The organism is Amphritea atlantica, assembly GCA_024397875.1.
GTDB classification, from domain to species: domain Bacteria; phylum Pseudomonadota; class Gammaproteobacteria; order Pseudomonadales; family Balneatricaceae; genus Amphritea; species Amphritea atlantica_B.
On sequence record CP073344.1, the window covers coordinates 1,538,722 to 1,563,718 of the forward strand.

23 protein-coding genes are annotated in these 24,997 nt (G+C 52.0%); 15 read left to right on the plus strand and 8 right to left on the minus strand.

What is annotated here, in order from left to right; translation table 11 throughout:
- Positions 1 to 9 precede the first annotated feature (9 nt).
- Genes KDX31_06945 through KDX31_06970 form a run of 6 tightly spaced genes read left to right on the plus strand, consistent with a single transcriptional unit; the run spans position 10 to position 6,662 of the window.
- A complete protein-coding gene (locus KDX31_06945) occupies positions 10 to 711 on the plus strand; it encodes an RDD family protein (GenBank protein UTW04727.1) in 702 nt (233 codons plus the stop codon).
- Positions 708 to 1,694: a stage II sporulation protein M gene (locus tag KDX31_06950; GenBank protein ID UTW04728.1), complete on the plus strand. Its 987-nt coding sequence runs from the start codon at positions 708 to 710 to the stop codon at positions 1,692 to 1,694. Before KDX31_06945 ends, KDX31_06950 begins: the two co-directional genes overlap by 4 nt.
- A complete protein-coding gene (locus KDX31_06955; GenBank protein UTW04729.1) occupies positions 1,681 to 3,195 on the plus strand; it encodes a DUF4129 domain-containing protein in 1,515 nt (504 codons plus the stop codon). Before KDX31_06950 ends, KDX31_06955 begins: the two co-directional genes overlap by 14 nt.
- Positions 3,182 to 4,381, plus strand: coding sequence for a hypothetical protein (locus KDX31_06960; protein ID UTW04730.1), 1,200 nt, complete (start codon positions 3,182 to 3,184; stop codon positions 4,379 to 4,381). The genes KDX31_06955 and KDX31_06960 overlap by 14 nt, the downstream gene beginning before the upstream one ends.
- Complete coding sequence (locus KDX31_06965; GenBank protein ID UTW04731.1) at positions 4,378 to 5,361, plus strand: MoxR family ATPase; 984 nt, start codon at positions 4,378 to 4,380, stop codon at positions 5,359 to 5,361. Before KDX31_06960 ends, KDX31_06965 begins: the two co-directional genes overlap by 4 nt.
- On the plus strand, positions 5,358 to 6,662 hold the full coding sequence (locus KDX31_06970) for a DUF58 domain-containing protein (GenBank protein UTW04732.1): 1,305 nt from the start codon (positions 5,358 to 5,360) through the stop codon (positions 6,660 to 6,662). The genes KDX31_06965 and KDX31_06970 overlap by 4 nt, the downstream gene beginning before the upstream one ends.
- Before the next feature lie 3 nt (positions 6,663 to 6,665).
- Here the strand turns inward: KDX31_06970 and KDX31_06975 are convergent, their stop codons facing one another.
- The 4 genes from KDX31_06975 to KDX31_06990 form a co-directional block, all read right to left on the minus strand.
- The gene (locus KDX31_06975) at positions 6,666 to 7,577 is read right to left on the minus strand and encodes a DMT family transporter (GenBank protein UTW04733.1); all 912 of its coding nucleotides are present in this window, start codon (positions 7,575 to 7,577) and stop codon (positions 6,666 to 6,668) included.
- 102 nt (positions 7,578 to 7,679) lie between these two features.
- The gene (locus KDX31_06980) at positions 7,680 to 8,327 is read right to left on the minus strand and encodes an indolepyruvate oxidoreductase subunit beta (GenBank protein ID UTW04734.1); all 648 of its coding nucleotides are present in this window, start codon (positions 8,325 to 8,327) and stop codon (positions 7,680 to 7,682) included.
- Positions 8,327 to 10,189: an indolepyruvate ferredoxin oxidoreductase gene (locus tag KDX31_06985; protein ID UTW04735.1), complete on the minus strand. Its 1,863-nt coding sequence runs from the start codon at positions 10,187 to 10,189 to the stop codon at positions 8,327 to 8,329. The genes KDX31_06980 and KDX31_06985 overlap by 1 nt, the downstream gene beginning before the upstream one ends.
- Positions 10,190 to 10,486: 297 nt before the next feature.
- A complete protein-coding gene (locus tag KDX31_06990; protein ID UTW04736.1) occupies positions 10,487 to 11,098 on the minus strand; it encodes a riboflavin synthase subunit alpha in 612 nt (203 codons plus the stop codon).
- Between the two features lie 81 nt (positions 11,099 to 11,179).
- Here KDX31_06990 and KDX31_06995 point away from each other — a divergent pair, with 81 nt between their 5' ends.
- Positions 11,180 to 12,085 (plus strand): TIGR01777 family oxidoreductase, encoded by a 906-nt coding sequence (locus KDX31_06995; GenBank protein ID UTW04737.1) that lies wholly within the window; start codon positions 11,180 to 11,182, stop codon positions 12,083 to 12,085.
- Positions 12,086 to 12,127: 42 nt separating this feature from the next.
- On the opposite strand, the gene KDX31_07000 is transcribed toward KDX31_06995, so the two are convergent.
- Positions 12,128 to 13,837 (minus strand): BatD family protein, encoded by a 1,710-nt coding sequence (locus KDX31_07000; GenBank protein UTW04738.1) that lies wholly within the window; start codon positions 13,835 to 13,837, stop codon positions 12,128 to 12,130.
- A 358-nt stretch (positions 13,838 to 14,195) separates the two neighbouring features.
- Between KDX31_07000 and KDX31_07005 the strand changes: the two genes are divergently transcribed.
- Complete coding sequence (locus KDX31_07005; protein ID UTW04739.1) at positions 14,196 to 14,414, plus strand: DUF2835 domain-containing protein; 219 nt, start codon at positions 14,196 to 14,198, stop codon at positions 14,412 to 14,414.
- 64 nt (positions 14,415 to 14,478) lie between these two features.
- Positions 14,479 to 15,510 (plus strand): quinone-dependent dihydroorotate dehydrogenase, encoded by a 1,032-nt coding sequence (locus KDX31_07010; protein UTW04740.1) that lies wholly within the window; start codon positions 14,479 to 14,481, stop codon positions 15,508 to 15,510.
- A 118-nt stretch (positions 15,511 to 15,628) separates the two neighbouring features.
- On the opposite strand, the gene KDX31_07015 is transcribed toward KDX31_07010, so the two are convergent.
- The gene (locus KDX31_07015; GenBank protein ID UTW04741.1) at positions 15,629 to 15,835 is read right to left on the minus strand and encodes a ribosome modulation factor; all 207 of its coding nucleotides are present in this window, start codon (positions 15,833 to 15,835) and stop codon (positions 15,629 to 15,631) included.
- A gap of 445 nt (positions 15,836 to 16,280) precedes the next feature.
- Here KDX31_07015 and rlmKL point away from each other — a divergent pair, with 445 nt between their 5' ends.
- The 3 genes from rlmKL to KDX31_07030 all read left to right on the plus strand — a co-directional run bounded on the left by rlmKL (position 16,281) and on the right by KDX31_07030 (position 19,975).
- Positions 16,281 to 18,467, plus strand: coding sequence for a bifunctional 23S rRNA (guanine(2069)-N(7))-methyltransferase RlmK/23S rRNA (guanine(2445)-N(2))-methyltransferase RlmL (gene rlmKL / locus KDX31_07020; protein ID UTW04742.1), 2,187 nt, complete (start codon positions 16,281 to 16,283; stop codon positions 18,465 to 18,467).
- 148 nt (positions 18,468 to 18,615) lie between these two features.
- Entirely contained in the window at positions 18,616 to 18,780 is a 165-nt protein-coding gene (locus KDX31_07025) for a hypothetical protein (GenBank protein ID UTW04743.1), read from the plus strand.
- The gene (locus KDX31_07030) at positions 18,767 to 19,975 is read left to right on the plus strand and encodes an ammonium transporter (protein UTW04744.1); all 1,209 of its coding nucleotides are present in this window, start codon (positions 18,767 to 18,769) and stop codon (positions 19,973 to 19,975) included. Before KDX31_07025 ends, KDX31_07030 begins: the two co-directional genes overlap by 14 nt.
- 116 nt (positions 19,976 to 20,091) lie before the next feature.
- Here KDX31_07030 and KDX31_07035 read toward each other — a convergent pair whose 3' ends face one another.
- Both KDX31_07035 and gltA read right to left on the minus strand, forming a co-directional pair.
- A complete protein-coding gene (locus KDX31_07035) occupies positions 20,092 to 20,505 on the minus strand; it encodes a hypothetical protein (GenBank protein UTW04745.1) in 414 nt (137 codons plus the stop codon).
- Between the two features lie 185 nt (positions 20,506 to 20,690).
- Positions 20,691 to 21,971 carry a citrate (Si)-synthase gene (gene gltA / locus KDX31_07040; protein ID UTW04746.1) on the minus strand — a complete coding sequence of 427 codons (1,281 nt, stop codon included), beginning with the start codon at positions 21,969 to 21,971 and terminating at the stop codon, positions 20,691 to 20,693.
- A gap of 523 nt (positions 21,972 to 22,494) precedes the next feature.
- Between gltA and sdhC the strand changes: the two genes are divergently transcribed.
- From sdhC to KDX31_07055, 3 genes are read left to right on the plus strand one after another with little or no spacing between them, the layout of a single operon-like run.
- The gene (gene sdhC / locus KDX31_07045) at positions 22,495 to 22,872 is read left to right on the plus strand and encodes a succinate dehydrogenase, cytochrome b556 subunit (protein ID UTW04747.1); all 378 of its coding nucleotides are present in this window, start codon (positions 22,495 to 22,497) and stop codon (positions 22,870 to 22,872) included.
- A complete protein-coding gene (sdhD, locus tag KDX31_07050) occupies positions 22,866 to 23,213 on the plus strand; it encodes a succinate dehydrogenase, hydrophobic membrane anchor protein (protein ID UTW04748.1) in 348 nt (115 codons plus the stop codon). Before sdhC ends, sdhD begins: the two co-directional genes overlap by 7 nt.
- Position 23,214: 1 nt before the next feature.
- The gene (locus KDX31_07055; GenBank protein ID UTW04749.1) at positions 23,215 to 24,990 is read left to right on the plus strand and encodes a succinate dehydrogenase flavoprotein subunit; all 1,776 of its coding nucleotides are present in this window, start codon (positions 23,215 to 23,217) and stop codon (positions 24,988 to 24,990) included.
- The last annotated feature ends 7 nt before the right edge of the window (positions 24,991 to 24,997 follow it).

Sequence of the window (24,997 nt, forward strand, 5' to 3'; positions counted from 1 at the left end):
CTCCACATCATGGATCGAGAGACTCTTCCTCTGACTGACACCGTCAGAAGTCATGAAACCCCCGAAGGTATCCGGCTTGAGCTACGGCTGGCCGGACCGGTGGTACGTGCCTGCGCCTGGAGCATCGATATGCTGATCCGGGTGATTCTGTATGGACTGGTATCCGGGATATTTGCTTTTTTTGGCGGTGTTGGCACCTCAATGATGCTGATCATGTTCTTTCTCATTGAATGGTTTTATCCGGTCGTGTTTGAGCTGTATAACGGCGCATCACCCGGAAAGAAAGCGATGGGGCTGGTGGTGATACAGGATAATGGCACGCCGGTTACTTTCGCTTCCTCACTGATTCGCAACCTGCTCAGGGCGGCCGACTTTCTGCCATTTCTATATGCTGCAGGTTTGTTATCGATGTTAATGAACCGAAACTTTCAGCGCCTGGGCGATCTGGCTGCGGGTACTCTGGTTGTTTACCGTGAAGCGGATCAGGCGCGGGTTAAACTCGCCGCGGCCGAGGGACGGCGGCCTCCCGTTGATCTGAGCGTTGATGAACAATGGGAACTGATCCGCTTTGCCGAGCGTTGTCCGCAGTTAAGTCCGGAACGTCAGATCGAACTGGCGGCCTCGCTCTATCCACTAACCGGTAAACGGGGTCCGGCTGCCGTGAACGAAATTCTAGGATATGCCGCCTGGCTTACCCGGGGGAACCGATGAAGCAGGCGCAGTTCGAACAGCGCTATCAGTCCGTGTGGCAACGCATAGAGCAACAGTTAGATCAGTTAGAAAAGTTCCGCTTCAGACGCTCTGCGGATGAACTGCCAGCGGATCTGCCGCAGCTGTATCGTCAGCTGTGTAATCATTATGCACTTTCCAGGGCGCGTCGCTATAGTCCTCAATTGGTCGGGTTTCTTCACCGGCTGGTATTGCGCGGCCATCAGCAGCTCTATACCCGGCGGGGGGCCTGGTTGTGGCGACTGCTGACATTTATTGCCAGTGATTTTCCGGTCAGCCTGAGGCTCAATATTCGTTATTTCTGGGTCGCACTCGCGCTGTTTTTGCTGCCGGCACTGCTGGTGGGCGGTTATTGTATGATCGACGATGCATTCATTTATAGCCTGATGAGTGATACCGAAGTCAGCAAGATGGAGGAGATGTACCGGCCGGATAATAGCCGCCCCGGCCGCACACTCGAACGCAGCGCCGACTCTGATTTTGCTATGTTTGGTTTCTATATCTACAACAATATCGGTATCGGTTTTCGAACCTTTGCGATGGGTATTCTGGCAGGGATAGGTACGGTTTTCACTCTGTTTTATAACGGTATCGTGATTGGCGGCGTAGCGGGGTTCCTGTCCAGTCTGGGTTATACCGACACTTTCTGGCCTTTTGTCTCTGGTCATTCGTCACTGGAACTGACCGCTATCGTCATCAGCGGCGCAGCCGGACTGATGGTTGGGCGAGGGGTGATCAGTCCCGGCCGTTACAGCCGACTTGATGCGATCAGGCTTCAGGCGGGCAGAGCTATTCCTCTGGTGATGGGCGCCGGTCTGATGTTGCTGGGGGCGGCCTTTATCGAAGCATTCTGGTCTGCCAGTAATCTGCCCAATGGCATTAAATATGGGGCGGGTGTCATCCTCTGGATCATTATGATTGTCTATTTTATCTTCGCTGGCAGGGGGGCAGATGGAACTCGATAAGCTCGAAATATCGCTGCGCCGCCGCACCCCGTGGGAGGCGATAGATCTGGGCTTTGCGCTGGCCCGGCGTTGGTTTAAGCCGCTCTGGTTGCTCTGGCTCAGCAGCGCTGCTCCGCTGGGGATCGTGCTGTTCTTTGTCTTCTATGATCAGTTGGGTTGGCTGATGCTGATTATCTGGTGGTTTAAACCGCTCTATGAACCCCCGCTGATGTTCTGGTTAAGCCGGGCGGTGTTTGGTGAGCAATTGCCGGTGAAAGCGGTGCTGCGACAGTGGTGGCCGGTTGTCAGGCCGCAGCTATTGCTTAACCTGACTTTGCGTCGTTTCAACCCTTCCCGTTCCTTTACATTGCCGGTGGCACTGCTGGAACAGCTAAAGGGGAGCGCTCGCCGTGATCGTTTACGGGTGCTGGGCAGAAATCAGCATGCGGCAACCTGGCTGACAGTGATCGGTATCCATCTGGAGACGGTGTTGGAGATGGCGTTTGTTACGGTTGTTTTTATGTTGATTCCGGAAGACCTGCGATGGGTCAGTTTCAGCGACCTGATTCTTGCGCCTGGCCGGTTTGGTGACTGGTTGCAGCTGGCCGGAGGATTGCTGTGTATGTCGGTTATCGCGCCGTTCTATGTGGCAGCCGGCTTTGCTCTCTATCTCAATCGTCGCAGTGAGCTGGAAGCCTGGGATATCGAGATCAGCTTCCGCCGCATCAGCGAACGGGTTAAAGGCGAGTCTTCCCGCCGGGCCCGGCGCAGCGTTGCCGCAGTGATGCTGACCGCGTTTGTGGCTTTAGCGGTACCGCTGATCAGTACGCCTGCCGATGCCGGGCAGCAAGTGAGTGCTGAGGATGCCAGGCCGCTGATCGAAAAGGTGCTGGCGGATGAAGCCTTCGGCCGTTATGAGCAGACCTACTACTGGAAATATACCGGTCAGACACCATTGGACAGTGACTCAGATAACTGGTTTATTCTGCTGCTGGAAAAGCTGTTTAAAGGAATGGAGGCTGCTTTGGAAGGAGGCGCCAGTATTGGCAAAATCCTGATCTGGATTGTCGGTATTTCCTTGGCTGTGTTTCTTATCTATCAGGTTGCCAAAAACGGTCAGTGGTTCAGATATTTTCAACGTAGTCCGGTTCGCAAAGGAAGAAGCCGGCCGGTTGAGTTATTTGGTCTGGATCTGCGGCCTGACCAGCTACCGGATGATCCGGCTGAGGAAGCTCTGAAACTGATCGAACGGGGGGCCTTCAGAGAGGCGTTGAGTCTCCTTTATCGCGGTGCGTTGGTATATCTGGTGACTCGGGAACATATCGAGATTCCCGACAGTGCCACAGAGGGGGAGTGTGAGCAACTGGTCAGAGATAACCGCAGTGTTAAGGAAGCAGACTATTTCCGGACGCTGACTCATCACTGGTTGCGGCTGGCCTATGGACATATTGTTCCGGCGGAAGAACCCGTTGTTGCGCTTTGTCAGCAGTGGCAGGAGGTCTACGGCCATGTCGACTGCTAACCGGGTTATGCTCTGGCTGCTGGGTGGATTGCTGCTGATCGGGGTGGTCTGGTATACCCAGTGGTTTTTGAATAATCACCAACGGGTCACAGAAGAACAGCGGGTCGATAGCTCTCCTGAAGCGATACGCAATCGCTTTCTGGCGGCCGAGCGTTTTTTGCAGCAACTGGAATATGACGCGGAAAGCTTCCGCGCCCGTGATCTGGTTTCGACACTGCCTCCTCCCGGCGATGCACTGCTGGTCCGCCGCATGCCGCCACAGATGAGTGATCAGCAGATTGACACCCTGGATAACTGGATCGAAGCCGGTGGCGTACTGATACTGACGTCGGAATACTTTTATCAGGACGATGGCGACAGTGATCCGTTTCTGCAATATCTTGGTGTGCGGATGCTGCCAACAGAGGATCAGCAACCGGAAGCGGACTCCCTGGAGCATTCTGATAGCAACGCATCTGAGCCATCGCGTTACCTGCCGGTTAGTCTTGCCCTGGCTCGTGAGGCAGAGCCGGTTACCGTCAGTTTCCGGAAGGATCGTTTTCTGGAAGATGGCGATCAGTGGGCTGCGGAACGTTTCGATTCGGCTCTGGGAGCGCACTATCTCAAGTACACGTTTGGCCGGGGACGGGTGATTGTGTTGAGCGATCTGGATCTGTTCAGTAATGACCGAATCAAAGAAGATGATAACGCGTTTCTGCTGAGTCACCTGGTCGCCGGCAGTCGTAAGGTGTGGTTGCAATACAGTATTGATGCACTGCCTCTGCCACAACTGTTATGGCAGAAAATTCCATTCATTCTCTGTGCTCTGGTCGCACTGCTGATGTTGATGGGCTGGCGTTTATTTCTCTATACCGGCCCGCGTCTGCAGCTGCAAAACCAGCAGCGGCGTAATCTGCTAGAACACATTGATGCGACGGCGCATTATGCCTGGCGTATCGACAGGGGGTACAGTCTGTTTGAAAACAATCGCAAGGCACTGGAACTGGCGTGGCGTAAGCGTCATCCCACGCTTAACCCGATGGATAACCGTCAGCGCGCTGAGTGGATCGGCGAGAAAACCGGCATGGTGGCGACGGCTGTTGAGCGCAGCCTTTATCATGAGATTGCCAAAGATCAGGATTTTATTAAAGCAACACTGGTTCTGCAGCAGTTGGCCAGTGGTTTAAAACAGCGGGAGTTAAGATGAACGAATCGCAGGGACAGGATCAGTTGTCAGATAAGGTGTTGCGCAAACTCGGGCAGCTGGAGCAGGAGATCGGCAAGGCGGTAATCGGTCAGCGTCAGGTAATACGCGATACCACCATTGCCCTGCTGGCGGGCGGTCATGTATTGGTAGAGGGGGTTCCCGGGCTGGGTAAAACCCTGCTGGTGCGCAGTCTGGCTGCCGCCGTGGGTGGCGTGTTCAACCGGGTGCAGTTCACCCCGGATCTGATGCCCAGCGATATCAGCGGTCATATCATGTTTGACCGTAAGAGCGACTCGTTCCGGGTGCGCAAAGGGCCGGTGTTCTGTAACTTCCTGCTGGCGGATGAGATCAACCGGGCACCGGCTAAAACTCAGTCAGCGCTGCTGGAAGTGATGCAGGAGCAGCAGGTGACTATCGAGGGGCAGACCTATGAGTTACAACTGCCGTTTCTGGCCCTGGCAACGCAAAACCCGATAGAGCAGGAGGGCACCTATCCGTTGCCACAGGCTCAACTGGACCGGTTTTTGCTGAAGGTCTATATCGACTACCCGGATATGGATGAAGAGTTGTTGATGGTGCAACAGATCACCTCCGATTCGGTAGCGGATAAGCTGGACGTGTCATCGGTTCAGGAGGTGCTTAAGCCCGAAGAGATAATCAGCCTGCAACGCTATACCTCGTCACTCGGGGTGGATGAACAGATTGTTGCGTATGCCGTAAGTATTGTCAGGGCAACCCGTGACTGGAGCGGTATTGACACCGGCAGTGGTCCCCGGGGCAGTATAGCGCTGCTGAGGGCGGGCCGTGCCAATGCGGTGCTGTCCGGTCGGCGTTTTGTCACTCCGGATGATATCAAGGCGGTGGCACCGGCGGTATTGCGTCACCGCATCAAGCTCAGCGCAGACCTTGAGATCGAGGGCTATCAGCCGGATGATGTGCTCAGGGATATTCTCAGTAACGTGCAGGCTCCGCGGGTATGATTCCATCCCGCCGGTCAGTGATGTTGCTAGCGGTTGTGCTGCTGTTAGCTCTGCTGACGGTGTTCTGGCCCGGGCTGGAACTGCTGCGTAATCTGGTTGCGGCAACCGTTACCGGGGGACTACTGCTGGACCTGTTGTTGCTCCGGCGTGAGCCGGTTGCCGAGGTAACCCGGCAGCTGAAAGGCAGCATTCCTGTCGGCGTCTGGAGTGACGTTAAACTGCAGGTGACAAACCGCACCGGACGACCGCAGCGGCTGACACTTCACGATCATCACCCCAGTGAATATGCCGTTGAGGGGTTACCGTTGCAACTCAGTCTGCCCGCTGAACGCACCGCCAGAGCGACCTATCAGGTGAGACCGGATCAGCGCGGTGATGGCCTGTTTGACGGTGTCGATCTGGTCAGTGTTTCACCGTTGGGTTGCTGGCAACGTAAACAGTTTGTTCCGCTACCAGAAACCGTCAAGGTCTATCCTAATTTCAGGGCCGTGAGTCAGTACACGTTGCTGGCTACCGATAATCAGCTGAGTCAGTTGGGTATCAAGCACCGTCTGCGCCGCGGTGAGGGTAATGATTTTCACCAGCTACGTGAGTATCGTGCCGGGGACTCTTTACGGCAGATCGACTGGAAAGCGACCTCTCGATATCACAAACTGATCTCCCGGGAATATCAGGATGAGCGGGATCAACAGATTTTGTTTTTACTTGATTGTGGTCGGCGTATGCGCCATCGGGAGGATGATGGCGGCCATCTGGATCAGGCGCTGAATGCGATGTTACTGCTGGCCTACGTGGCGGCAGAGCAGGGAGATGCGGTAGGCTTTCACACCTTTGGGGGCGTCAAACGCTGGTTCCCGCCTGTTAAAGGGGGCGCGGTGGTGCGGCAGATGATTGCCGGCACTTATGACATTGAGGCTACCCTGGAAGCGGCTGATTATCTCGAAGCGGCCCGTGAGCTGATGCCGCTGCAGCGTCGCCGGGCACTGATTGTGTTAGTCACCAATACCCGGGATGAAGACAGCGATGATCTGGTGACCGCCGTGCGGTTGCTATCCCGTCGTCATCTGGTTGTGGTGGCGGATCTGCGTGAGCAGATTCTCGACAGCACACAGGCTGCACGGGTGTCAGACTTTGACTCGGCACTGCGTTTTCACGGTGTACAGGAATATCTGGAATGCCGCGCACAGAACCATGAGAAACTTCGCCATCAGGGAGCTATGCCAATGGACCTGTTGGCAAAACAGTTGCCTGTTGCGCTGGTCAACCAATACCTGACCGTTAAAGCATCGGGGCAGTTGTAGATATTACCCGTTGGTGACTACCACCCGATTGCGTCGGAACAGATTCAGTTGCGACAGAATCATTCCCGCCAGCATCAGGGTGCAGCCGATCAGTGCCCGGTTGCTGAAGCCTTCATTCAGTAACCACCAACCGCCGATCGCCGCAAATACCGCTTCCAGACTCATAATGATCGCGGCATGGGAAGCCGGAGCATTACGTTGTGCCACCACCTGAAGTGTATACGCGACCCCGACCGACAACAGGCCTGCATAGGCGATCGGCTGCCATGCCAGAGCGATATTGGAGAGTGTCAGACTGTCCTGCTCAAAGATCAGAGCAACCATAAAACTCAGTAGCGCACAGATCATAAACTGGATGATCGCCAGTCGCAGGTTATCCAGCTGACTGGCTAATCTGCCGATAACCACCACATGTGCAGCCCAGAAGAAGGCACTGCCGAGCACCAGCAGGTCACCACTGTTGATGGTGACGGTGTTAGCGGCGCTTGTTTCTACGCTGAGGAAGTAGAGCCCGACAACGGCCAGCAAGCCTCCCAGCCAGGTATTCAGTCGGGTGATATAGCCCAGCAGTAGTCCCATCAGCGGCACGATAATGATATAGAGTCCGGTGATAAACCCGGCATTGCCCGCCGATGTCCAGAGTAAACCCGCTTGTTGCAGTGACGCACCGAGAAACAGGAGGATACCGGCCGTGACACTGCCCCGGAGCATCGCCCCTGGCTCTGTTGAGCCGGTTTTCGGGGGAAAGACCCATAACAGCGGCAGCAATGAAACAGCCCCCAGCAGAAAGCGGCAGCCGTTAAAGCCGAATGGCCCGAGGTGATCCATTCCCAGGCGCTGGGCAACAAAGGCAAAGCCCCAGATCGCAGCGACCAGTAACAGGGTCAGGTCGGCACGCATATTTCGGGTTTCCATCAATGGAACCTCATAAAACATGAAAAGAGCGGCTATTGTAGAACGCTGTTCTTTTTACGCAATGGGGCGATAAGAAAATGCCAGCGTGTTTGTGATCACTGATCAGGCTGTTTCTGAATAGTTGTTCTTATTAAAAGCCCTTCGTCCCAGCGTAAATGCCTGGCGGTTTAGTACTGTTAGTGCCTCACCTTTACGCTGAAAGCGGTTAAGCAGTGCCTGCTCAAGAATGTCCGGAGGGAAGGGCAGATGATCGGCTATCGCGCCGAGCATAATCGAGTTAACCAGACGCCGGTCGCCCAGCTCTATCGCGGCTTCTCCGGCATTGAAATGGTGTAGTTTAACTGAGCTCTGTGCTAACTGAACCAGCGGCGCTTCGGGATAATCATAGAGGCCGATTGAAACAACCGGCGGTTTGAGCGGATAATCATTAACCATAGCAACTGCGCCGGGTTTCAGGTGGCTTTGCCAACGCAGCGCTTCAGCCGGTTCAAAGGCGATCATCATATCAGTATCACCGGGCCTGATAGCAGGTGAAAACACTTTTTCGCCAAAGCGTACATGGGAGGTAACCACGCCCCCGCGCTGGGCCATGCCGGCAACCTCGGTCTTCTTAACATCGTACCCCAGTGCCAGGGCTGCCTGCGACAGAACATCGGCGGCGGTCATTATTCCCTGTCCGCCAATACCTACCACCAGAATGTTGGTTACTACGCCGGTATTCCCTGCTGCGGAATTTTTCTTAGCCGTCATCAGATAACCTCCACGGCATTGATCTTATCAATATTGAATGCTGGTATAATTGCATCGGGTGCGCAGGTGTTGGTACACAGGTTACAGCCGGTACAGACCGCCGTGTCGATATTCACAAACGCCAGCTGCTTCTCTCTGCCGTTGGGCTTGATTACCGTCTCTCTGCGTTGTACCAGAATAGCCGGGCAGCCGACATCGAGACAGTTACTGCAGCCGGTGCATCTGTCCTCATCCACTTTCAGCGGCGGAAGTTTGCTGTAGCGTTCGGTCAGCACACAGGGTTGATTGGTGATAATCACTGACGGCTCTTTGATTTTGACCTCTTCACGCAGCGCTTTGAACAGGGTCGGCAGTTCGTAAGGATTGACCTCGTGAATCCGCTCGGGTTTAACCCCGAGTGCTTCGCAGAGCTTACGGAAATCAACCTGCATGGTTGGCTCGCCGTGGATATTCAGACCGGAGGAGGGGGCGTTCTGTCCCCCGGTCATTCCCACCGCGCGGTTATCAAGCAGCAGGACGGTGACGTTACCCTGGTTATAGGTGATATCCAGGAGTCCCTGCATGCCCATATGCATAAAGGTTGAATCGCCGATGACTGCCAGCACATTTTTATTCTGATCTGCTTCACTGCGGCCTTTATCAATGCCCTGAGCTACGCTGAGTGAGGCCCCCATACTGATGGTTGTATCCAGTGCATTCCATGGGTGCCCGGCTCCCAGTGTATAGCAACCAATGTCACCGGCGATGATGGTGTTTTTGATATGGGACAGGCAGTAGTAGATCCCCAGGTGAGGACAGGCGACACACAGGGTTGGTGGTCGGGGAAACAATCCGGTGGTCTCAATGAGTGTATCCTGACAGGGTTTTCCCAACAGCTTATCGATGCAGGGCGTCAGTACCTGTGGTGCCAGTTCGCCTATTCTTGGCAGAACATCTTTGCCATAGAGCGTGATCCCAGCGGCCCGAAGCTCGGTCTCAAGCAGTGGTTCCACCTCTTCCACGACGACCAGTTTGGCGACGGTTGCAGCAAACTCACGAATCTTTTCGATCGGCGCCGGATGACTGAATCCCAGTTTAAAGACCGGCGCATCAGGGTAGGCCTCTTTGACATGGAAGTAGGCAGCACCGGAAGTGACAAAGCCGACGCAGTCCTCGCTGCCACTTTCAATGCGGTTCAGTGGGTGTGCCTCGCTGGCTTGGCTGAGTTTCTGGTCCCGGGCCATCATCAGAGGGATTCTTTTTCTGGCATTACCGGGCACCATCACATAGCGTGCCGGGTCTTTGGTGAAGTTCTTGCGTTCATAGGCTTCCACCGGGCTGTTCACCACCACCCCTTTTACATGGCAGATCCGGGTGGTCAGGCGCACCATGACCGGTACGTCAAACTGTTCCGAAAGGCTGAAGGCCAGTCGGGTCATCTCATAGGCTTCCTGAGCATCCGAGGGTTCCAGCACCGGGATGTGAGCAAACCGCCCCCAGTAACGTGAGTCCTGTTCATTTTGCGAGGAGGAGAGGCCGACATCGTCGGCAACAACAAGCACCAGCCCACCAACCGCTCCGATCAGTGTCTGGGTCATCAGCGCATCAGATGCCACATTAACGCCGACATGTTTCATTGCGCAAAGTGCGCGGGAGCCTGCCAGAGAAGCGCCGATAGCGACTTCCAGCGAGACTTTCTCGTTGATCGACCATTCGGTATAGATGTCGGGGTAGGCGGCGATAAACTCAAGAATTTCGGTCGAAGGTGTACCCGGATAGGCGGACGCTACTGAACAACCTGCATCTCTGGCGGCCTGTGCCACCGCTTCATTACCGGACATAAACTTACGTGCAGTCTTCTCGATCGGTTGGGGTGCGTTCAAGAAAGGCTCCTTACAGCTTTAAACCTGATAGTTTTTATACTTTTTTTGGCTTAAAAATGAATCATAGAGGAGTGATTCTAAAACGAACCCTGCCGATGACAGGCTGACCTGAGTCAACGATAGGCGATTACCGGTGGTCAATTGGTCGTAAATGAATCAGGAGCTCGTAGTCCTAACGTTACAAAAGGGACGATTTGGCCGTTGTTGGGAAGAGCCTTTTTTGCCTTGATAGGAGCGGCTGGAAGCCGCTCCTACAATAAACATTTGTGCTGATTGGATAAGCAACGAACTACGATTTTAGCTATCTCTTTGCTGCATATACCGCTCTACGGTATCCACCACCGCCTGCGTCTGGCTGTCGACTTCAAGGTTAATCCGGTCTCCCACTGACGCTTTACCAAAAATAGTCACGCTCAGGGTTTCGGGTATCAGATAGACGTTGAAACGGTTGTCCTTCACTTCTCCGATGGTAAGGCTGCAGCCGTTCAGTGATACAAACCCTTTGGGCAGAATATATTTCATTAACGCCGGCTCCGCTTCAAACCATACGATACGGTTGTCCTGAGGTTGTTCAATCTGATCGATCACTGCCATGCCATGGATATGTCCGGACAACAGGTGCCCGCCAATCTCGTCGCCGATACGGGCGGCCCGTTCAAAGTTAACCTGGTCTCCCGGTTTGAGTTCTCCCAGGTTGGTTACTCTGAGGGTCTCCATAATCAGGTCGAAGCTGATCTGGTTGGCGCTGAATGCGGTTATGGTCAGGCAGGTACCATTGATTGCCACACTGGCACCGGTTTGAAGGTTGTCACAGTGCGGGAGCGGAAACTCCAGCGTCAGCTGCATGAACTGATCCTTCATGACTGTCGTAATAACCGTAGCTGTACCCTGAACAATACCGGTGAACATAATTATTTCCTGTTAAATTATCACTGGACTATGTTTATAGAGACAGAAAGCTTTGATTGCAATGCCTTTGAGGAGATCTAAATGAAGGTTCTGATCAGTGGTGGTACCGGCTTTATTGGACGTCATTTAATTCCGCGATTACTGGAGTACGGCCATGAACCGGTGGTTCTGACCCGTTCCGGGACCAAAGCCCGAAAGTTGTTTGGCTCCTCGGTCAGAGTGATTACCGATCTTGATCAGATTAGCAACGATGAGCAGATCGACGGCATCATCAATCTGGCCGGGGAGGGGATTGCCGATAAGCGTTGGAGTGAAAAGCGTAAACAGGCATTAATCGACAGCCGGATTAAAACAACTGCCGATATTATGTCGCTGATCACGCGTCTTGAGCATGCACCAGAGGTGATGGTCAGTGGTTCCGCTATCGGTTTCTATGGCTGTCGTACGGATGATCTGTTGCTGGATGAACATGGTGAGATCGTTGACGATTATTGCCATCGGTTGTGTCAACGCTGGGAGAGTGAAGCGCTCAGGGCTGAGACGATGGGCGTCAGGGTATGCCTGATCAGAACCGGTGTGGTACTGGGCCACGGCGGCGCATTGGCAAAAATGCTGCCTGCGTTCAGGCTGGGTCTCGGCGGGCCGATCGCCAGAGGCGATCAGTGGATGTCCTGGATTCATGTGGATGATGAGGTTGAGGTTATCTGTATGATGCTCACCCATAATGCGTTTCACGGTGCTTATAATCTAACGGCCCCAGATGCGGTGACCAATGCAGCTTTCAGTCGGGAGCTGGCGGCTGTTTTATCGCGACCCTGCTGGCTGAGGGTCCCGGCAGTCGTCATTGATCTTATGCTGGGTGAGGGCAGCGATCTGTTGCTTAAGGGCCAAAAAGTCTATCCCGACAGGTTGCTTAAGGCCGGTTATAAGTTCGCTTTTCCTGATCTGAAAACGGCTCTGAATCAGATACTGGAGCCCGCCGACTAACTATACTGTCGCACTGGCTCTTTGCTAACAGCCGAGGTTGTTTCAGGCATGTTTACTCTCTGTCAGCTGGTTTTCCCTAATATGTGTCAGCGCCTGCGCCAGCAGATCTCCGGACCACTGATCAGCTTCAGTGCCGCTGATATAGCTTTCCATATCAATCAGCAGCAACTCCAGTGTTTTACTGTTGTTGAGCTCACTCAGATCGAGACTGTCAGAGAACTGAGTGCCTGGCCAGAACAGTCTTGCCCAGTCCAGAATCAACAATCGGGCTTCAAGCGGGATATCCCTGTTACAGGCTTCAATCGCATTGTTGAAGGCCTTTTGCTCGTTCTGTAGTCGTGTGTTAATTGTTTCCTGAGCGGAGTTCTCATGCCGCCCGGTTTTCCGCGACGCAGGGTATGGCGTATCTGAATTAGCATCCACCTCGCCAGTCTCAGCGTTGTGTATATCAAGATTTTTGCGCCGCTGAGCTGAGTGGCTGTAGAGCCAGCCCAGAGAGGAGATCACGGCTATCGCGGTTAACAACCAGATAAGTAAACGCATATTGTTGCTGTCGGAGGGGGCAACGGGGGGACTGAGCGGTTTAACCGTAGCCTCTGTTTCGGGCATCTCAGTGACTGTGGGAGAGAGTGCTGATTCAGAAGGTGGTTCAACTCTGAGGATCACCTGGGCTAAGCTGACTTTTTCACTTTTATCCTGATTGATATTCCACCAGGGAATGATGATCTCTGGCAGGGTCACTTCACCCCGCTCGGCAGGGCTGATACGGATGGTTTCCGTACGGCTGCTGATCACCCCTTTGGCGGTGACTCTTTGTTCCAGACTGACATCCTCAACGGTGATCTGCGCCAGTTCATTACGCAGTGGCATCAGTGCGGGCAGTTGTTCAGCCAGCAGCCCCTCGGCACTGATTTTCAGGGTCCGTATCAGGCTTTCACCCAGCACCAGATTGTTGTCATCATCGGTGAGATCTTCAAGGGTTATCTTGCTGGCGGGTAACCAGTAGCCACGTATTGCCTGAGATACGCGAGGTAATACATCGACAGAGATCGGATCAGTATCCATCTCCGGGGTCCCGGGACCAGCACTGAAGTGTGCTGAAGGAATTGTCAGCAGGCCGCTCTGTTGCGGAAAGATGGCGTAACTTTGCTCGGTTACCTGATAGGTCTGGCCTTTCATCTGGCGGCTATACAACTGTGTATCACCGAGGGGGATCGTCCTGGTACCGGGTATGACCAGTTCTGACAGGGTCGACATGGGGGGCAGCTCATCAATATGGAACAGTCTGACGCTATAAAGCAGCTGACTGTTCTGATAAACCTCGTTACTGTCTACCGAACTTTCCAAAAATGCATCGTTGCTGATCAGTGCGGCAGCCCCGGCAATACCCTCTACCGTGATAAGTTGCGGCTGGCTGTATTCGTTATTCAGCTGAAGCATTGGAATCTGCAGGTCGCCTGCCCGACGCGGCCGCAGGAGTATTTTCCAGCGGGTTATGTTCTGGTTGGCGCCGTTGGCGTAACTGGAGACCGTCATCTGCTTGCTGCCGAGGAAGTGAAAATCCTGGGTCAGTGGTGAGAAATCCGGACGGATTGAGGTGCGCTGATCCACCTCAACCGTGAGCTGGATGGTTTCACCCTCGGTGATAGCAAAGCGGTCAGGAAAAACATTGAGCTGTGCCCAGGCCGGGGAGGTAAACAGTACAATTAAACCGGCAATAAGGTAGCGGGTATGGTGAATCATATGCGACATAAGTGGGTTTATCTCCGGTTACTACCCGGCTCCAGAGCTCTTATTACGGGTTACTCTTGTGACTGATTGTAGTTGTTGCTGTTGCTCGCAGAGAGAGACGCCCGTACCAATAGATACCACGTCTGCAGTGGCAGTAGCATAACCGAAAAGCGGGTCAAAAGGATAACTTTTATATAGATATAAACTGTTGTTTTAGCACTGTTCCGGTGCGTCGGTTGCCGGTATTTGGCGGTTCGCAGAATGGAATTAAGGCGGGCGACTGGGGTTAGATGGTTATCGCTGGCGTCGTCCCTGAGCGGGCAGTAGAATAGCGTTGAACTTGAGTTTCTATAAAGAGTATTTCCTGCAAAATCAGCCTATGCAACAGATAATCGTCGATATAAGTTTAACTCAGGAGCAGTATCTGGCTCATTATACGCAGCAGGCAAGGGACGTTGTGGCAACCAGTCGTGATGGACGGCGGGTCCGATTTCCATCATCTCTGTTGCAGCCCTATCTGTTACATAATGGAATTCAGGGGAGTTTTCGTATCTCATATACTGACGCGGGAAAATTCAGTTCCATCGAACGGCTCTGATTTTTTTACAGCGCCTGCCGCTTTGCATATAATGCCCGCACTTTAATTTTACTTGTGGTATCCCATGCTCTATCAAGCTGCCCGATCTTTGTTGTTTAAGCTCGACCCTGAAACGGCCCATGACCTGTCGCTGAACAGTCTCAACCTGATGTCCTGTATCGGATTAAACTCACTTTTTCGTATCAAGACAATCAGTCAGCCGGTTGAGGTGATGGGGATTAAATTCCCAAACCCGGTCGGGCTTGCTGCGGGGCTGGATAAAAACGGTATCGCAATTGACGGTATGGCTTCGCTGGGTTTCGGTTTCATAGAAGTAGGCACTGTGACACCACGACCGCAGCCGGGTAACCCTCAACCACGTCTGTTTCGGATTCCTGAGCGTCAGGCGATTATCAATCGTATGGGGTTCAATAATCAGGGCGTTGATACGCTGCTGAAAAATATTGAGAAGAGCCGTTACGATGGCATCCTGGGAATCAATATCGGTAAGAATTTTGATACTCCGGTCGAGAAAGCCACTGACGACTATCTGATCTGTATGCGTAAAGTGTACGACAAGGCCAGTTATATAACCGTCAATGTTTCCTCTCCGAATACACCGGGGCTGCGTACATTGCAGTTCGGAGACTCGCTTAATGAGTTGCTGGCAGCGCTGAAAACCGAGCAGGCCCGACTGGCTCAGTTGCACGGAAAATATGTACCGATTGCAGTTAAGATTGCACCAGACATGAGCGAAGAGGAGTTTGCCCTGGTTGCGGCTTCACTCAAGTCATATGAGATAGATGGTGTGATCGCCACTAACACAACCCTGTCCCGTGCGGGTGTCGAAGACTCGCCGGTCGCGCAGGAAGCGGGGGGGCTGAGTGGCGTACCGGTGCGCAATGCGGCGACCAAGGCGATCCGTATCCTGGCCCGTGAACTGGATGGCGCAGTGCCAATTATCGGTGTCGGCGGTATCACGAATGGTTTTGATGCGGCAGAAAAGATTGAAGCTGGCGCTTCATTGGTTCAGGTCTATACCGGCTTTATCTATCGTGGCCCTGAGCTGGTCTCTGAGTCAGTAAAAGCGATTGCTGAGCTTGATAGAAAGGTGTGACAGACAAGGCAGGATCCGGCAAATAGGGCGGCAGGCTAAACGACTGATGTCAGAAAGGCTCCCTCGGGAGCCTTTCCTATTATGTTCTTTCCACTTTAATTAATTTTCGGTGGTTCGGTTAATGCAAAGATGGATTAATGTTTATAGCCGAGACACCCGACTGACCATTCCAGTGTGCTTCACGACCTTCTCGCCACCCACTCATCCACTGGGTTCTGAGGTCTCCGATTGTTACTGGGCACTCGTCTTTTGATTTGCCTACGAGTCCGGCTGTAAAGCCGCGATTGAAAAGTACTGAAGAACGATCACGTTTTTGTCTCTTCATAAAGACGCCTCTATTTAGTTCTTAATATTTTCAGGCAAATTACTGATACCACGGCCATTGGTGCGAAAGGTGGTTACAAGGCAAACTCATAACACTTTCTGTTTCCCTGCCGTCTCAGTAATCCGGGTTACTGTGACTCAATTGCTCCTGTGGTTTATGTGTTGACTGGTTAAAATATGAACTTCACAGAAATCCACAATGGCGCAAATGGAATAGGGTGTGTAATTAAAAAAAAGTATCAAGAATCGATTTTTAATAAAAATGTCATAACCGCAAGTGCAAAAAGAGCATTACTTCAATAGCTTGCACAAGGGTTTTGAAACAACCAGACCTCAATGAAAAATATTCACTTTACTGTAGTTTTTTTTGAAATTGGATCTTAGCCATTGGTCTTAAAAGCGTTTGCCGTTAATATGCCGGTTCTTAAATGAGGTATTCCCCGAGTATGAAATTCTTTGCTACCTGTCCAAAAGGGCTGGAACCTGTACTGTTTGATGAGCTTCAGGCCCTGAATGTTGAAGCACCTAAACAAACCCTGGCGGGTGTTTACTTTTCAGGCGGGCTGGAAGCGGCCTATCGCGCCTGTTTATGGTCACGGGTAGCCAATCGTATTTTACTTGAATTGCACCGCTGTCCGGCAGAAACCGCCGATCAGCTTTATCAGGGAGTGCAGCAACTCAAGTGGCTTGAGCATATGCGTCCTGAAGGGACTCTGACGATCGATTTTACGGGGCAGTCCGAGGGTATTAACCACAGTCGCTTTGGGGCGCAAAAGGTTAAGGATGCCATTGTCGATCAGATCCGTGATGAAACCGGGCGTCGTCCCTCTGTTGAGCGCCTGAAGCCGGACCTGAGAGTCAATGTTCACCTGCAGCGTGGTGAGGCAACGATCGCCGTTGATCTATCCGGGGATAGTCTTCATCGTCGTGGCTATCGTCTGCAGTCCGGCTCTGCGCCGATGAAAGAAAACCTTGCTGCGGCCTTGCTCTACCGTTGTGGCTGGCCGGAGAAGGCTGCTCAGGGGCAGGCCTTGCTTGATCCAATGTGTGGTTCGGGAACATTGCTGATAGAGGGGGCGTTGATGGCTGCCGATATCGCTCCGGGTCTGCTGCGACGTGATTATGGCTTTACTTACTGGACACAGCACGACAGTCAACTCTGGAAATCCCTGATTGAAGAAGCTCAGGCGCGTCGTGCTACGGGCCTGAAGGCTGTCAGCAGCCGTTTTGAAGGTTTCGATGCGGATGCAAAAGTACTCAATATTGCGCGGGATAATGCCCGCAGAGCCGGTGTAGAGTCATTGCTTCACCTTGAGCGCCGGGAGCTATCGCGACTGACACGTCCGGCCACAGACGCCCAGGGTCTGGTGGTAACGAATCCGCCTTATGGTGAGCGTCTGGGAGATGAGCCAACGCTGTTCTTCCTCTATCAGCATCTGGGGGAGCGCCTTAAAGCTGAATTTGCCGGCTGGCAAGGGGCGGTGTTTACCGGTAATCCAGAGCTCTGCCGGATGATGAAGCTGGCATCGGATAAAACCTATAAGTTATATAACGGTGCGATTCCGAGTCAGTTACAAATCTTTAATATCCGGGCACGAAAAGAAGCTGAGCTTCAAGTGCCTGAGAGGCCTGCCAAATCTGAACCTGATGCCCGGGAACCTGCCGTTACAGATGTTGCGCCGGTCGAATTAAGTGATGGCGCGCAGATGCTGGTTAACCGGTTGAAGAAAAATCTGAAGCAACTGGGTAAGTGGGCAAAGCGTCAGGATATAACCTGTTATCGTTTATATGATGCCGACCTGCCGGAGTATTCTGCCGCGATTGATATCTACAACGACTGGGTACATGTGCAGGAATATCAGGCGCCTAAAAGTGTTGATATGGTTAAAGCGTTTGCCCGCTTGCAGGAAATTGTTGCTGTGCTGCCGTCAGTGCTGGGGGTGCCGGCAGCCAATGTCATTCTGAAACAGCGTCGTCGTCAGCAGGGTACAAGTCAGTATGAAAAACAGGATCAGACTGCGAATTTCATCGATATAACCGAAGGTGGCTGTCGTATTCTGGTTAACCTGCAAGACTATCTCGATACCGGTTTGTTTCTGGATCATCGTCCGGTGCGATTGCAGATTCAGCAAGAATCGAAGGGGAAGGACTTCCTTAATCTGTTCTGCTATACCGCGACCGCATCACTTCATGCCGCTAAGGGCGGTGCCCGGTCAACCACAAGTGTTGATATGTCGGCGACCTATCTTAACTGGGCTAAGAAGAACTTCGCTTTAAATGGCTACTCAGAAGCACGTAACCACTTTGTCCAGGAGGACTGTATCAAGTGGTTAAAGAGTCAGAAAGGACAAAGCTATGATCTGATCTTCCTGGATCCGCCAACGTTCTCTAACTCTAAGCGGATGCATGATGTTCTGGATGTTCAGCGAGATCATGTTGAGCTGATCAATCTGGCGATGGGATTGTTGCGCCCGGAGGGTAAGCTGATCTTTTCCAATAACTATCGGCGCTTTAAAATTGATCCTCAGTTGTCAGAGCGTTATCAGGTGGTGGACATTACCCGTAAAACGATCGATCTTGATTTTAAGCGCAGCAGTAAGATTCATCACTGCTTCGAGATCTCAGCACTTTAATTTGAGCGTATCAGCAGCCCGAAAAGCCGCTTCTAATTAAAACCACCGCGAGGTGGTTTTTTTTGGTGCGGATGACCTGCTGTTAATTGGTGCGAATTATGTATTGGCATAGTACCTGCTTATAAATACGCACATTTCTGGAGCAAGAATGGCTGGGTTTAGCTCAGGCTTATCTATATGGTTGATGCAGGCGACCAATGCCGGATTCAGGATTGTTCAAATAACTAAAAAGCGCACCAATAGTGTGCCAATTATGGTTGTTGGCATTAAAAAGGTGCGTAAGTTTGCAGGAGATTTACGTGGAAAGCGTTAATAGTGCCGTAGAAACACTCGTCCAGAGTTCAAATACGCTGTTTATCCTGATGGGCGCCATCATGGTATTCGCGATGCATGCCGGGTTTGCCTTTCTTGAGGTGGGTACCGTCCGTCAGAAGAACCAGGTCAATGCGCTGGTTAAAATTATGACGGACTTCGGATTTTCCGCAGTCGCTTATTTTTTTATCGGCTACTGGGTCGCTTACGACGTTACCTTCTTTCAGGATGCTGAGACCCTGGCGCAGGGGAATGGCTATGAACTGGTGAAGTTCTTCTTTCTGATGACTTTTGCTGCGGCGATCCCGGCAATTGTCTCGGGTGGTATTGCTGAGCGGGCGCAGTTCTGGCCTTTCCTGATCGCTTCTTCCCTGATCGTTGCGTTTGTCTATCCGTTTTTTGAAGGCATTATCTGGAATGGTAATTATGGTATTCAGGATTGGATGGAGGCCTCGTTTGGTGCGGCGTTCCATGATTTTGCCGGATCCGTGGTGGTTCATGCCGTGGGTGGCTGGCTCGGTCTGGTGGCAGTGATTATGCTGGGTATCCGAAAAGGGCGTTACAGAGGCGGAAAGCTGGTTGCGTTTCCGCCCTCGAATATTCCTTTTCTGGCGCTGGGTGCGTGGATCCTCAGTATCGGTTGGTTTGGGTTTAATGTGATGTCTGCGCAGACGCTGGATGGTATTTCCGGTCTGGTAGCAGTCAACAGCCTGATGGCGATGGTTGGCGGTATTATCGTTTCACTGTTGCTGGGTAAGAATGACCCCGGGTTTATCCATAACGGTCCTCTGGCGGGTCTTGTGGCGATATGTGCCGGTTCAGATATTGTGCATCCAATTGGTGCGTTGATGATCGGGGGTATTGCTGGGGGGCTGTTCGTCTGGATGTTTACCGTGGTGCAGAATCGCTGGAAGATTGATGATGTGCTGGGTGTGTGGCCATTACACGGGCTTTGCGGTGCGTGGGGCGGTATTGCGGCGGGTATCTTCGGTTCGGTCTCTCTGGGAGGTCTGGGCGGTGTCAGTCTGACTGCGCAGGTTATTGGTACTGTTTTGGGGATAGTGATCGCGGTGGTTGGTGGTGTGATCGTTTATGGCGCCATTAAAGTTGTCATGGGTCTTCGGCTGGATGAGGAGCAGGAGTTTAACGGTGCGGATCTGTCGATTCATAATATCGAGTCCGTATCGGTTGACTGAAGTCTCTCGCTGATTCGGATTCTGCGGGCTGTCGCCTCGTAGTATTATTTTCAGATTAATAATCTGACTCACAAAAAAAGCAGTGGTTTTCGCGTTAATGTGCGGCCGCTGCTTTTTTATGCATTGTAGGGTGGTGTTTTAAGTTCGTGTCGGCAGTGTATTCTGATTCTGAGCACGATCAGTCCTGCCAGTACCAGCAGGGTGCCGCTGACAAAGCCCAGTGGGTTTGTTATCAGGGTATAGCAGATTGCTCCGCCTGCAAGATAGAAAAAGGGCAGGCCTTCGTAAAACCATTCGGGGGTGTAGCCTTCGACGTTACCCCGGGCTATCTGGCTGACAAGGAGTCGGTGTTCACGCCGATCCCGGCGGCGATAATTTGAGCGCATAATCCAGATCGAACTGCCGACCAGGTAGAGCACTAGTGCTGTCAGAAGTATTCCAGAGTTTTGATTGTACAAAATTGCCAGCAGTAAACATGTGGCAAAGCAGAGGTAGGGTATGCTTTCGTATATCGGGGTAGGAAGGCGCATAGCATTCACCTGTGGCAGATTATGGATTAAGTCCCGCTGTCCATTACTCATACTAGTCTGTCGGTAGCGCGATTGACTACTTGCGAAGGTGAAAACAATTCATTAAGTGAATGCTTGGTGTATTAATTGCTTTTTCTGGGTAATAAAAAAGCCGCTCTAAGAGCGGCTTTTTTGGTTTTGGCAGATTACTTGGCTGGGTAATCGCGTTTAACGGGTCCGGTGTACAACTGACGTGGACGACCGATCTTGTTCGGGCTGCTGTGGAATTCACTCCAGTGGGAGATCCAGCCGATCGTGCGGGACAGCGCGAAGATTACGGTGAACATGTTGGTTGGAATACCAACGGCTTTGAGGATAATACCGGAATAGAAGTCAACATTCGGGTAGAGCTTGCGCTCTACGAAGTAATCATCTTCCAGCGCGATCTGCTCAAGCCGCTTGGCGATCTTCAGTAGAGGATCGTTTTCGATACCCAGTTCTGCCAGTACCTCATCGCAGGTCTGCTTCATAACCTTAGCCCGGGGGTCAAAGTTACGATAGACGCGGTGACCGAAGCCCATTAGTCGGAATGAATCTTCAGGATCTTTAGCGCGCTGAATGTACTCTTCAATGTTGGCTTCATCGCCAATCTCGTTGAGCATGGTCAGAACGGCTTCGTTGGCGCCACCGTGAGCTGGCCCCCATAGAGCGGCGATACCGGATGCGATACAAGCAAATGGGTTGGCGCCAGAGGAGCCTGCTAAGCGAACAGTTGATGTTGATGCATTCTGCTCATGGTCAGCGTGAAGCAGGAAGATCTTATCCATCGCCTTGGCAAGGACAGGATTGGTTACATAAGTTTCACATGGATTACCAAACATCATCTGCAGGAAGTTGTCTGCATAATCCAGATCGTTACGTGGATACTGGAATGGCTGGCCGATACTGTATTTGTAACACATGGCCGCAATGGTTGGCATTTTAGCGATCAGGCGGTAGGCGCAGACTTCGCGGTGATGAGCATCATCGATATCAAGGGAGTCGTGGTAGAATGCAGACAGCGCGCCAACAACGCCAACCATGATTGCCATTGGGTGAGCATCGCGACGGAAACCATTAAAGAAGTGGTTCATCTGTTCGTGAACCATTGTATGGTTTTTCACTGTCGCTATGAACGTTGCTTTCTGTTCAGGGGTTGGCAGTTCGCCATTTAATAACAGGTAGCAAACTTCCAGGTAGTCAGATTTTTCTGCCAGCTGTTCAATTGGGTAACCGCCGTGCAGAAGTACGCCCTGGCCACCATCAATGTAAGTAATAGCGGAGTCACAAGCCGCAGTAGAAACAAAGCCTGGATCGTATGTGAACATACCTTTACCAGTCAGAGCGCGAACATCAATAACATCAGGTCCCATTGTTCCGGTGTAAACCGGCAATTCAAAAACCTCGTCGATACCGTCGACTGTTAAGCGTGCTTTCTTGTCAGCCATTATAGGCTCCTATCATTTCTGTTTAATCTGAATGACTTTATAAATTGTATAAGGGGTGATCGTTCGCCACGTACAGCAGGGTTTGCAGTTAAACCTACAGCCACTGGCTGCCCTTTTATTATAGTCACAATATATGAGTTTTAGCTCGAAATAGGACCCTGACACTATAGAGAGTTGATTGCGTTTGTCAATTCAATCGAGCCTCCTTTTGTCGCAGTGCAACAAAGGTCTGATGTGTTTGAAAGGATGCTTATCAGGAAACCGAAATCAGCTGAATAATCATTTAGTTGTAGGTCGTTTTTCTTCGGTGTTAAGTTAGAAAAGCACTAGACAATAGACTTAGAAAGGGTGTTGATTAATTGTATTGCGACAATTTGCTGGTATACTCCGTTTCCAGCTTGCATTCCTCATTTTTGGGATGGGGGGCGGGCGCTGGACCGAGGTGCTTATCTTTGTCTTTGTACACTACATTTAACAACCTGGCCCTGCAATTTTGGGCTTAACATAAGTGTGAACAAGAGCCGTGAACGAGAAAAGACCCGTAAACTTAGATCTACGAACTATTAAACAGCCACTTCCGGCTATCACTTCCATACTGCACCGTGTGACGGGGCTGGCGCTGTTCTTTGGCGCGTTCTTTATGCTGTATGCACTTGGAATGTCTCTTGAATCTGAACAGGGCTTTGAAGCTGCTGCACAGATGCTGACAGAGAGCTTCTTTGCGAAGCTGATTGCCTGGGGATTGGTTTCAGCGTTGCTGTATCATTTCTTTGCCGGTATCAAACACCTGGTGATGGATTTAGGTCATTTTGAAGAGTTGGAAAGCGGTAAGATGGCTGCCAAGGTTACCCTGGTCGTCTCTGCTGTTTCTATTCTGCTGGCAGGAGTATGGATATGGTAACTTCAATTACAAGTTTTGGCCGAAGCGGTCTTTACGACTGGATGATCCAGCGTGTAACTGCTGTTGTGCTGCTTGCTTTTACAGTCTTTATGATTGGTTACATGCTGTTTAGTCCGAATCTGGATTATCAGCAGTGGAAAGAGCTGTTCGAATGTACCGCTATGCGTGTCTTTACGCTCATGGCTTTGTTATCCATGGCGGCACACGCATGGATCGGTATGTGGTCAATCTCAACTGACTACATTAAGCCAACGGGCATTCGTTTCTTGTTCCAGTCAGCTTGTGGTCTTCTGACGTTTATCTACGTCGTTTGGGGCATTCAGATTCTGTGGGGAGTGTAAGATGAGCAGCAAGCTACGTACGCTGACTTTTGATGGTATTGTTATTGGCGGCGGCGGCGCGGGAATGCGCGCAGCACTGCAACTGGCCCAGGGTGGCCTGAATACCGCATGTATTACTAAAGTATTTCCAACCCGTTCTCACACTGTATCTGCTCAGGGTGGTATTACCTGTGCGATTGCCAGTGCTGATCCGAACGATGACTGGCGCTGGCACATGTATGATACCGTCAAGGGCTCCGATTATATCGGTGACCAGGATGCTATCGAGTACATGTGTTCCGTAGGTCCGCAGGCGGTATTTGAGCTGGATCATATGGGTCTGCCGTTCTCTCGTACTGAAGAGGGGCGTATCTATCAGCGTCCTTTTGGTGGTCAGTCTAAAAACTTCGGTGAGGGTGGTCAGGCTGCCCGTACCTGTGCTGCAGCTGACCGTACCGGTCATGCATTGCTGCACACGCTTTATCAGGCAAATATGAAAGCCGGTACCACATTCATGAATGAATGGTATGCGGTTGATCTGGTAAAGAATAAAGATGAAGCGGTTGTTGGTGTTATCGCTATCTGTATCGAAACCGGTGAAACGGTTTACGTTAAAGCTAAGGCCACTGTACTTGCGACCGGCGGTGCCGGACGTATCTTCCAGTCAACCACGAACGCTCTGATCAATACCGGTGACGGTATGGGGATGTCTCTGCGCGCAGGTGTTCCTGCTCAGGATATGGAGATGTGGCAGTTCCACCCAACCGGTATAGCGGGTGCGGGGGTGCTGGTAACGGAAGGTTGCCGTGGTGAAGGTGGCTATCTGGTCAATAAGGATGGCGAGCGCTTCATGGAGCGTTATGCTCCAAACGCTAAAGACCTGGCTGGTCGTGACGTTGTTGCCCGTTCGATGGTGCTGGAAATTCTGGCAGGCCGTGGTTGTGGTGAGAATGGCGATCATGTGTTCCTGAAACTGGATCATCTGGGAGAGGAAGTGTTGCAGTCTCGCCTGCCGGGTATCTGTGAGCTGTCTAAAACATTCGCCCACGCCGACCCGGTTAAAGAACCTGTGCCTGTCGTTCCGACCTGTCACTATCAGATGGGTGGTGTTACCACTAATGTCGGTGGTCAGGCTATTGGTCGTGATGCTGACGGTAATGATCAGATCATTGACGGTTTGTTTGCCTGTGGTGAGGTAGCCTGTGTGTCGGTACACGGTGCTAACCGTCTGGGTGGTAACTCGCTGCTTGATCTGGTTGTATTCGGTCGTGCTGCCGGTATTCAGATTGAGAAGCAGATGGCAGCCGGTTACTCCGCTGAAAATGCGACTGAAGCTGATATCGAGCGTGCCATGGCGCGTCTGAATCGCCTGAACAACTCCACCGGTGGTGAGAGTGTTGCTGAGGTTCGTGCTGATCTTCAGAAAACCATGCAGCTTTACTTCGGTGTATTCCGTGAAGGCGAAAGCATGGAGAAGGGGCTGGAGATGCTTAAGGAGATCCGCACTCGTGTGGAGAACCTGCATCTGGAAGATAAATCTCAGTCTTTCAACACTGCACGTATCGAAGCGCTGGAGCTTGAGAACCTGATGGAAGTTGCTGAAGCGACGGCTATCGCCGCTCTGACCCGTACGGAGAGTCGCGGTGCGCATGCCCGTAATGACTTCACCGAGCGTGATGATGAAAACTGGTTGTGCCACTCACTGTTTGATCCGAAGACCAAAGAGATCACCAAGCGTGATGTTAACTTTGCTCCGAAGACAGTCGAAGCATTTCCACCAAAAGTTCGAACTTACTAAGGGGTTG